Below are 10,248 nucleotides of genomic sequence, written 5' to 3'. Positions count from 1 at the left end.
TGAAACCGGCCGGCGTATCCGACGCCTTGACGGTGTAGGTCAGCACGTCGCCATTGTCGACGTCGGTAGCCTGCAGTTGACCGGTAACCGTGGTGTCTTCGGTCACAGCGGCAGTGCTGGCCGTAGCGATCGGCGCATCGTTGACCGCGTTGACCACCACTGGGTAAGTCTGGGTAGAGGTCGCGGTATCACCGTTGCTGGTCTCGGTAGAGACAGCTGTAACGGTCAGGCTGATGTTGCCGTTCAGATCGCTGTTGTAGTTGGCCGGCGGCGTCACGGTCAGGGTCGACAGCGACCAGGTGGTGATGTCTACGCTGCCGCTGTCGCCTACAGTGACCGAGTGGGAGCCGTCGCTCAGTACGCTGCCTACCGGCAGGGTGCTGGCAGTAATACTGTGCACTTCCGAGCCATCGTTGTCGGCGAAGCTGACGGTGATCGGTTTAATGGTGATCGCGCTGTCTTCGTTGCCGGTACTGGCGGCAGGTGCGCTGAAGGTTGCGGCGTCAGCCACTGCCGCGATGGTCAGGTTGACGGTGGTAGTGGTGCCTTCGACCGGCGTGGCCGACGTGGCGTTATTCAGGGTGGTGAAGTTGATCTGCGCGAATACCGTTGAATCGCTCGGGGTGCTCGCTGCGTTGGCATCCGGGGTAAACACAAGCTTGCCGTTGTCGATATCGGCCTTGGTGATGACGGTGCCGGCCGTGACGGTCACGGTGGTAGAAACGCCATTGACGGTTTCCGTCAGGGTCAGGGTGCCATTGGTTGGCACGCTGTTGATCCGCATACCCAAATCAGCATTGCTGCTGCCGGTTTGGACGCCGAAATCGGCCCAGATCAGGGTCGTGGCGGTGTCTTCAGTGCCGCCGACGGTGCTGCCGGTCGCTTCGGCTGGGGTCTGGTCAATGATGGTGGTGGTGACGCTACTAAGCGTCGCATCCACGGTCGGACTTTCCAAACCACCGCCCGACACACCGGTCAGGGTCAGGGTGATGCTTTCGTTACCTTCCAGCAGGCTGTCAGTCAGGGTGCTGATGTTGAAACTGTTCTGGCCCGCCGGGAGGGTCACGGTAGTGGTACCGGTGAAGTCCGCGCCGTTGGAGGCGGTACCGGTGTAGGTCAGGGTCAACACCAACGGCGCAGTGGTAGTTGGCACGTTCAACGTGTAAGTGCCAGCCGAACCTTCGTTGACCGTGTCCGAGCCCGAAATGAAACCGATTTTGGTATCAGTGCCGGAACCGGTCAGGGCATCGACGATATTGGTAGTTACCGTGGCCCCTGTGGTGACCACGGATTCCAGGTTGCCATCGGCGCCGTTGGACACACCCGTCACGCTCAAGGTGGTGCTGGTGGTACCTTGGCTATAGATGTCGTCAGGGCGGTTGCCGTGGTCGGCATCACCCACGTTCACGGTGTAGTCGACCGACTTGGTGCCCGCCACGATGGTCACGGTGTTGCCATCGGAAAGGGTCAGCACCAGGTTGGTCTGTGGCGCGTTGGCCACACTGATGGTGTAGGTCAGTGAGCTGCCTTCGCCCACCGTAGAGGTCGGGGCAGTGATGCTGACCTGGGTAGGGTCAATGGTATCGGTGATCTGGGTGATCGCCGGGGTCGGGTCGGTAGTGATCGACAGGCCCTGGCCGCCAGTGGTACCGGTCACGGTGACCGACACAGTATGCGCGTCGATGTAAGGGGTGTTTTCGGAAGCGAAGGCTACGTTGACTGTGCCCGTCAGCTGGCCGGCGCCAATCACGATGCTCTGCCCGTTAGACAGGGTAATAGTCAGCGTGCTCAGCGGCGCCTGGGTAACAGTGGCCGTATAGGTCAGCACGCCGCCGGTTTCGGCCAGCGACTGGGTCGCGGTCAGGGTCAGGGTCGAAGCCCGCAGCTGCGTGGTGCCGTCGGTCTGCTCAGTGGTAGTGCCGGTGCCATTGCCTAGGCCCGCGGTGCTGTAGCCGATGGTCGGCGCAACAGTGGCAGCCGTGGCATCCAGTACCACGAACGAGTGACCACCACCGGCTTCACCGCCAGGGCCGACGTCAACCACTTGAGTACCAGCAGCAGCCGCTTCGAAGGCTTTGGTCGGGTCGACGCCGTCGGCGATAGCTTTTTGCAGCTCTGCGGTAGATGGGGCCGAGCTGGCCGCCAATTGTGCGTCCGTCTGGCCACTTACCTGAGTGCTGACTTGCGGGTTGACGGCACTCCATTCGCTGTCGCGTCCAACGTCCAGAACCCGGCCATCGTTGAGTTGCAGCGAAACTGCGCCCGAAGCACCTGTCTCGATCTGCTCCCCGGCGAGCAGATGATCGCCCTCAATGAGCACACGCTTAATCCCTTCAGGGGAGATCGCGATGACTTGGCCAACAATGCTTTTGACGATGGCAACAACACTGCTCATATGGAACTCTCCGGGGGTGCCGTTCTGGTTACTGCTGCGAACTAGTCGACATTTTTTGTCGTTTCGACATACAGCTATAGTAAGTTTATGAAATTAAATGGCGCCAACATATTGGCGATATTTTTTGAGAGTTTACTTTCTGCCAATCTATTGACCTTCTGGGCGCCATCCTAAACAATCCGCAACGTAATGTCACATTGATATTTAATCGGCAAATCGGCATCCAATCGTGTCTTCCAGCTCCCAGCGTGGACTTACCGACATAAGGTTATTTCGGTTGCTATATCCCAATCTCTTCGGGTCTTTCCCGGGATTTTGAAAACGACGTCTTCGGGAAACAACAGCATGCGCGCGCACATCTTTTTGACCGCTATACCTTTCGCTCTGGCGGCTAGCTACACCCAAGCACAGACTCTGCCAGAAGCAATGCAGCAGGCAATAGAGGTCCATCCAGAAATTCAAGCCGGTGTCAACGCACGCATTGCCGCCGACTACCAGTTGCGCGCCGCAAAGGGTGGCTATCTGCCGAGAGTCGACGCCCTGGCAGGCTACGGCCGTGAGGGTACAAACAGCCCAACTACCCGTGCCGTGGACGACAAAGACCGCTACACCACACTCAATAAAGGTGAATCGAGCGTTCGACTCACTCAGATGATCTTTGACGGTTTTGCGACGCAGAACGAAGTGGGTCGTCAACAAGCCACCGTCAATTCTCGGGCGTACTCGTTGCTGGGCACTTCCGAGCGCACCGCTCTGACCGTCGCCCAGGTGTACCTCGACGCGCTGGTGCGCCGCGAATACGTGCGCCTGGCCCAGCTGAACCTGGATAACCACCAGCGTATCTACGACCAGATCCAACTGCGTACCGCGCGTGGCGTGGGTCGTACCGCCGACCTCGACCAAGCCGATGCTCGCCTGGCACAAGCCAAGAACAACCTGATCACCGAGCAGACCAACCTGGCTGACGCTGAGACCAACTACCTGAGCGCCGTGGGCACACCGGCCGATCAGTTGGTGCAGCCTGCTCTGTTCGCCGCCATGCCGGCCTCACTGGACGAAGCGCGTCATCAATTGGTCGAGAACAGCCCAGTGCTGCGCTCTGCCGAAGCCGATATCGCCGCCACTGAAAAGCAGTTCTCGGCAGCGAAATCGACCTTCTACCCACACTTTGACGCAGAGCTGTCGAAAAACGCCGACAACAACGTCAGCGGCGAACAAGGCTACTACAACGGCTGGTCAGCCATGGTCCGCATGAGCTTCAACATCTACTCCGGCGGCGCCAACAAGGCCGATCTGGAATCCAAGTCATACCTGTCCAACCAAGCGCTGGACATCCGCAACAACGCCCTGCGCCAACTCAACGAAGAGCTGGGCCTGGCCTGGAACGCCTTCAACAACGCTACCCAGCAACTGCCACAGGCCAAGGATTACGCCGAGCGCAGCAACCGTGTGCGCATCGCCTACCAGCAGCAGTTCAGCCTGGGTGAGCGTACCCTGCTCGACTTGCTCGACAGCGAAAACGAAACCTTTACCGCCGAGCGGCGCCTGGCTGAAGTACAGAACCTGCAAACTTTCAGCCAGTACCGAATCAAGGCTGTGATGGGCCAGTTGCTGCAAAGTGAAGGTGTCGTGGCGCCGATGGCATCAGTTGTGCAGAACGACACTAAGCCGCGGGTTAAACTGCCAGGTATGAACTGATTTTTGACGAAGTCAGATAGTGTCAGATAGTTAAGTTGCTTAAGTGAGAGTGCAGCGTGGAATCAGAAGCCAGTCGAGTTCATCTCAGTCATGATCCACGCAGTCAGCACGACGATCCGTTGCTGGATGGTCTGCTGACGCTCTGCTATTTGCATCAAAAACCGGCCAGCCGGGCCATGCTGACCACCGGACTGCCATTGCCTAATCAGCGGCTGAGCCCGGACCTGCTGACCCGCGCCGCTTCGCGCGCGGGCCTCCAAGGCCGGTTGCTGGTACGTAAGCTCGAGCAAATTCCCGGCATCGCCCTGCCTGCCCTGCTGCTGCTAAAGGACGGTCGCTGCACCACCTTGATCGGTTGGGAAGGTGACACTGCGCGTATCTTGTTGAGCGAAAGTGACGGTGGCGAAGTTCATGTCAGCCGGGAAGTACTGGCGAACGACTACAGCGGCCGCGTGTTTTTTGCGCAGCCCCAGCATAAATTTGACGTTAACCACGGCTCCCTGATTCCACGGGCCAAATCCTGGTTCAAGGACACTCTCAAGCGCTCGCGTTGGCTGTACATCGACGCGATCGCCGCCAGCTTGATCATCAACATCATTGCCATGGCCGCCCCGCTGTTCGTCATGAACGTGTACGACCGCGTGGTACCTAACCAGGCGACCTCAACGCTGTTCGTCCTAGCCATCGGCATCAGCGGCGCCTACCTGTTCGACCTGCTACTCAAGGGCCTGCGCAGCCTTTGCCTGGACCTGGCCGGAAAAAAAACCGACCTTATTATTTCCGCCACGCTGTTCGAGCGAATCGTCGGCATGTCGATGAAGTTTCGCCCGGCGCGGGTCGGCAGCTATGCGCAGAACATCCACGAATTCCAGGGCATGCGCGACTTCCTTACATCGCTGACCCTGACCAGCCTGATCGACCTACCCTTTACCCTGCTGATTCTGCTGGTGATCGGGATCCTGGGCGGCAACCTGGTATGGATTCCGGTCGTGGCCTTCCCGCTGGCCCTTGGAATCGGGCACTTCCTGCAAAAACCATTGACAGAAACCCTGCAGCGCACCATGGCACTGGGGGCAGAGCGACAATCAAGCGTCATCGAAACGTTGTCGGGTCTGGACGGCATCAAGGTCAATAACGCTGAAAGTGAGCGTCAGTACCACTGGGAACAAACCATTGGCACCATGAGCCGCCTGGAATTACGCGTCAAAGTGTTGTCTGGTCTGGCAATGAACCTGACGTTTTTGATCCAGCAGCTAGCCGGCGTCATCCTGATTGTGTTCGGCGTGTACCAGATCATCGCCGGCAACCTGAGTATGGGCGGCCTTATCGCTTGCTACATGCTCAATACCCGCGCGTTGAGCCCGCTGGGCCAATTGTCCGGCCTGCTGACCCGTTATCAGCAAGCCAAAGTGACCATGGTCTCAATCAATCAGATGATGGACCTGCCCCAGGAGCGCAGCTTCGACGAGCGCCCCATGAGCCGCCAGGTACTGCAAGGTGGCGTGGAGTTCCGCAACCTCTCGTTTACCTATCCCAATCAGCAGAACGTCGCCCTGCAAGGCCTCAACCTGTCTATTCATCCAGGTGAGCGCATCGGCATTATCGGCCGCAGCGGCTCGGGCAAAAGCTCGCTGGCCAAGCTGCTGGTCGGGCTGTACGAAGCCGATAGCGGCGAGCTACTGGTGGATGGCGTCGATGTGCGGCAGATCGATATCAGCGAACTGCGCCATAACATTGGCTATGTGCCACAAGACATCCAACTGCTGGCAGGTACCCTGCGCGACAACCTAGTAACCGGCGCGCGTTATGTAGAAGATGAGATGGTCTTGCAGGCAGCCGAGCTGGCGGGCGTGCATGAGTTCGCCCGGTTGCACCCACAAGGCTACGAACTACAAGTGGGCGAGCGTGGCCAGAACCTCTCCGGGGGGCAGCGCCAGAACGTGGCGCTGGCCCGTGCGCTGTTGCTCAACCCGCCGATCCTGCTGCTCGATGAGCCGACCAGCGCTATGGATAACTCCGGCGAAGAGCGCCTGAAGGCGCGCCTGCAATCCGTCGTGGAAAACAAAACAGTGATTCTGGTTACCCATCGCGCCTCGCTGCTGTCGCTGGTCGACCGCCTGCTGGTGATCGACCGCGGGCGAATTGTGGCGGACGGCCCGAAAGCTGCCGTTATGGAAGCGTTGAAGAAGGGGCAGATCAATGTTGCTTAAGTCTGGTTCAAGCATTTCCGACTACTTCAAGGGCTCGCCTTCATTGGAAGGCCAACCCCTGCCAGAGGTTAACAAGGCGCTAATCGATGACGCCCCGCGCATTGTGCGCCTGACCATTTGGGCAGTGATCGCCTTCTTCGCCTTTCTGATGTTGTGGGCGCACCTGGCGGTGATCGATGAAGTGACGCGTGGCGAAGGCAAGGCAATCCCCTCTTCGAAAATCCAGAAAATCCAGAACCTGGAAGGCGGTATTGTCGCGCAGATCTATGTGCACGAAGGCGAGATTGTCGAATCCGGCGCACCACTGATTCGCCTGGATGACACCCGCTTTGCTTCCAACGTCGGCGAGACCAATGCCGACCGCGTGTCGGCTGAATTGCGCGTCGAACGCTTGAGCGCCGAGGTGGATAACCGAGCGCTGAACTTCACCAGCGATCTGCGCAAGGCAGCACCCAAGCAATCGGCAGACGAAGAGTCGCTTTATAACAGCCGACGCCAGCAATTGGCTGACGAAATCGGTGGTCTGCAGCAGCAACTGGTGCAGCGCCAGCAGGAACTGCGCGAGTATCAGTCCAAGACGGACCAGTACCGCAGCAGCCTAGGCCTGTTACGCCAGGAAATCGGTATGTCCGAGCCGCTGGTGGCTCAGGGTGCGGTGTCTCCGGTAGAAATGCTGCGCCTCAAACGCTCTGAGGTGGAAACTCGCGGGCAGATGGACTCCACACAGCTGGCAATCCCCCGGGCGCAGGCTGCTATCAATGAGGTCTTGCGCAAGATCGATGAGAACAAAGGCAAGTTCCGCAGCGACGCACTGACCCAGCTCAACGAAGCACGGACCAACCTGAACAAGGCCCAGGCGACCTCCAAAGGCCTTGAAGACCGTGTCAGCCGCACCATGGTGACTTCGCCAGTACGCGGGATCATAAAGCAGTTGCTGGTCAATACCGTGGGCGGGGTAATCCAGCCTGGTAGCGATCTGGCCGAAGTGGTACCGCTAGATGACACCTTGTTGGTGGAAGCGCGCATTCGTCCTCAAGACATCGCCTTCCTGCACCCCGGCCAGGAAGCCGTGGTCAAGTTCTCGGCCTATGACTACACCATTTATGGGGGCCTCAAGGCCAAGCTCATTCAGATCGGCGCTGACACCATCCAGGACGAAGACAAGAAGAACACCTACTATGTGATTACCTTGCGCACCGAGAAAAGCCACCTGGGCACCGACGACAAACCGCTGTTGATCATCCCCGGCATGGTTGCCTCGGTAGACATCATTACCGGTAAGAAAAGCGTGCTGAGTTACTTGCTCAAGCCGATCATTCGCGCCCGGGCCGAGGCGCTGCACGAGCGCTAGGACGGGGGCATCCGGGCCGCGAGGCCGAGCAGGCCCTCGCGATACGTCTTTGGCATGTGCGCCCAGCCCCTCACTCCTCTTTGGCCGCACAAACCCGCGCCCGCCCGGCACGTTTGGCTTCATAAAGCCGTATGTCCGCCGTCGCCAACAGTAGTTCAGGGCCGCTACCAAGGGTGGGTAGCAGCGTCGCGACACCCAAGGAAGTCGTAACAACACGATCAACGTCCGATCCGAGATGCTCGATACCCAGCGCCCGAATACGACCCAGCATGGCCTCCGCTATCCTGACAGCGTCTTCAAGCTTCGTTTTCGGCAGAATGCAGGCGAACTCCTCACCGCCATACCTCGCCACCCTGTCATAGGGCCGTCTGAGCGATTCAGACAACGCCTTGGCGACCAACTTCAGGCAACTGTCCCCACTCTGATGACCATAGCGGTCGTTGTAACGTTTGAAGTAATCGATATCCAGCAAAACAAGGGATATTGGCGCGTTATCTCGCAAGCATTGGCGCCAGTTGGCGAGCAAGTCGTCATCGAACTTGCGTCGATTGCCCACGCCTGTCAAACCATCCAAAAGGGCATTCGCACGCAACAGATCACCCTGCAACTTTAAGGTCAAGTGCGTTTGGACCCGGGCTCGTACAATAACGGAGTTAATCGGTTTTATAATAAAATCGACCGCCCCGAGACCCAGCGCAATGACCTCATCCGCGACCTGATTCTGTGCGGTAATGAAGATAATCGGTATCGTGCTCGTCAGGGGATCTGCCTTGAGTCGGCGGCACACCTCATGACCATCGATATCGTCCATCACGACATCGAGCAGAATCAGGTCCGGCAATTCGGTTTGACATATCTTCAGCGTCTGCGCGCCGCTGGTCGCCATGAACACATCACACTGGGCAGAAAAGAGCTCGTACAGCACCCGGATATTCGTGGGCTGATCGTCCGCAATCAGAATCTTGGGACGTCGGTTTGTGTGAAGTAACCAAACTTCGAGTATTTGCTCCATGGCTAGGGTTGCTCCAGCATATCGTGCGCACTCAGTGCCGCAGCCGTAAAATCCAATGCCCTGACCTGTTCGAGGAACAGATTGAATCTGACCTGTTGTTCCGGGTGCGTTTGGTCAAATAATGCTTCAGCTACCGCAATGGCTTGCAGGTTCGACGCATTCAGCAGCGTTAATATTTCATTTAAATGGAACCGCCATTCGGCCAAAAGCAAAGCGTCTCCAGCCGGTGTAATAAGTTGCGCAGGCTCGGCGAACGCACTGGTCAATTGCGCAATGCTGGCCTGCAGCAATTGCCGCAGCTCAGCCGTGCACTCATTGCCCAGAGAGCCTGCGGGTGTCGACGTATCGCCACCGTTGAACGCGCGCTCAAGCTGGCCGGCTCTTCTTGAAAGAGCGATGGCACCCAGGGTTCCAGCACTGCCTTTAATGGTATGCAACACGCTGGCAGCGCCCGCAAGGTTTTGCTTGCCTATTTGCTCGTCCAGGCGCTCGAGTTGTTTTCCTGTATCAGCACCAAAGATCTTCAGGGCACTGCGTATCAAGCTCAGATTTCCGTCTAGCCGCTCGACTATCGAAGCGCGCATTTCAATGAGGTCATCTTGTGCCGCGACGGGATAGTTTGTGATCGGGACCTGCGGCTCTTTTCCGTCGATGTGCGCCAGCAGCACCGAAACGAGGTACTCCATGTCGATCGGTTTACCCACATGCCCGTTCATCCCCGCGTGCAAACAGGCTTGCCGATCAGCATCAGACGCATTGGCCGTAATCGCAATGATGGGCAGCGTGGTAAAGCGGGGATTGGCTCGAATTCTCCGTGTCGCTTCGTAGCCATCAATGTCAGGCATTTGCACATCCATCAGAACGGCATCGAACGGCTGGGCCGCCGTTGTCACGCATTGAACCCCTTCGAAACCGCCTTCGGCCAACTGAACAGAGGCCCCCTCCGATCTCAACAGTTCATCGACGACCTGACGGTTCAAGGCGTTGTCTTCAACCACCAGCAAGTTGAGGCCTTTGAGGCGCTCTGAGCGCTTCTGCCCAAGCGCTGGAGTCTCCGTCGGCGTGGTGATGCCTTGTAACGCACGTAAGACAACCTCGGTCAGTTGCCTCGGCGTGACGGGTTTAGTAATGAACTCGGCGAAAGGGGTATCGCCCCGATCACGGCTCTCGGCCAATATCTCGCGCCCGTAGGCCGTGATCATGATGACTACGGGGGGAGGTATCTGTCCTTTTATCCCACGAATCAACTTGGCCGCGTTCATGCCGTTCAGGTCCGGCATTCGCCAATCCATCAGGACCACGTCATAGCGCTCCCCCTCATGGATGGCTTCGCTTATCCTGCTTACGGCATCAACGCCAGAGGATACGAGGTCGGCCTGCCACCCCAGCGCTGCCACCGTTCGCATCAGCAGCTCAGCTGCAATCGGGTTGTCATCGACCACCAACAGCCGCATCGACTGATCAGCGCAAAGAGGGACGTTCCTTGGCGTTGTAGACGTGTCCACCTCCAGCCAAACATCAAACCAGAACCGACTCCCCACATCCGGACGGCTTTGCACCTGTAGATCCCCACCCATCAGGC

Annotated in this window: 6 protein-coding genes; 3 read left to right on the top strand and 3 right to left on the bottom strand. The window is 58.2% G+C overall.

Features of this window, described 5'->3' with window-relative positions:
• A partial coding sequence (locus tag M0974_RS17855) for a retention module-containing protein (RefSeq protein ID WP_297839554.1) occupies nucleotides 1-2,395 on the bottom strand: 2,395 nt, incomplete at its 3' end.
• Between the two features lie 345 nt (nucleotides 2,396-2,740).
• On the opposite strand from M0974_RS17855, the gene M0974_RS17850 reads away from it, so the two are divergent.
• From M0974_RS17850 to M0974_RS17840, 3 genes are read left to right on the top strand one after another with little or no spacing between them, the layout of a single operon-like run.
• The gene (locus M0974_RS17850; RefSeq protein ID WP_297839550.1) at nucleotides 2,741-4,093 is read left to right on the top strand and encodes a TolC family outer membrane protein; all 1,353 of its coding nucleotides are present in this window, start codon (nucleotides 2,741-2,743) and stop codon (nucleotides 4,091-4,093) included.
• Between the two features lie 56 nt (nucleotides 4,094-4,149).
• A complete protein-coding gene (locus M0974_RS17845) occupies nucleotides 4,150-6,303 on the top strand; it encodes a type I secretion system permease/ATPase (protein ID WP_297839547.1) in 2,154 nt (717 codons plus the stop codon).
• Nucleotides 6,293-7,654: an HlyD family type I secretion periplasmic adaptor subunit gene (locus tag M0974_RS17840; protein ID WP_297839545.1), complete on the top strand. Its 1,362-nt coding sequence runs from the start codon at nucleotides 6,293-6,295 to the stop codon at nucleotides 7,652-7,654. Before M0974_RS17845 ends, M0974_RS17840 begins: the two co-directional genes overlap by 11 nt.
• A 70-nt stretch (nucleotides 7,655-7,724) precedes the next feature.
• Here the strand turns inward: M0974_RS17840 and M0974_RS17835 are convergent, their stop codons facing one another.
• Both M0974_RS17835 and M0974_RS17830 read right to left on the bottom strand, forming a co-directional pair.
• A complete protein-coding gene (locus tag M0974_RS17835; RefSeq protein ID WP_297839541.1) occupies nucleotides 7,725-8,666 on the bottom strand; it encodes a diguanylate cyclase in 942 nt (313 codons plus the stop codon).
• Between the two features lie 2 nt (nucleotides 8,667-8,668).
• A partial coding sequence (locus tag M0974_RS17830) for a response regulator (RefSeq protein WP_297839538.1) occupies nucleotides 8,669-10,248 on the bottom strand: 1,580 nt, incomplete at its 5' end.

Source organism: Pseudomonas sp., assembly GCF_026224925.1.
In the GTDB taxonomy this organism is placed as follows: Bacteria; Pseudomonadota; Gammaproteobacteria; order Pseudomonadales; family Pseudomonadaceae; genus Aquipseudomonas.
This window is presented reverse-complemented; position numbering and strand designations above follow the sequence as displayed.

Excerpts from the sequence above, each read along its gene's own strand:
- M0974_RS17850 (WP_297839550.1), top strand. The coding sequence starts at position 2,741 with ATGCGCGCGCACATCTTTTTGACCGCTATACCTTTCGCTCTGGCGGCT.
- M0974_RS17840 (WP_297839545.1), top strand. The coding sequence starts at position 6,293 with ATGTTGCTTAAGTCTGGTTCAAGCATTTCCGACTACTTCAAGGGCTCG.
- M0974_RS17835 (WP_297839541.1), bottom strand. The coding sequence starts at position 8,666 with ATGGAGCAAATACTCGAAGTTTGGTTACTTCACACAAACCGACGTCCC.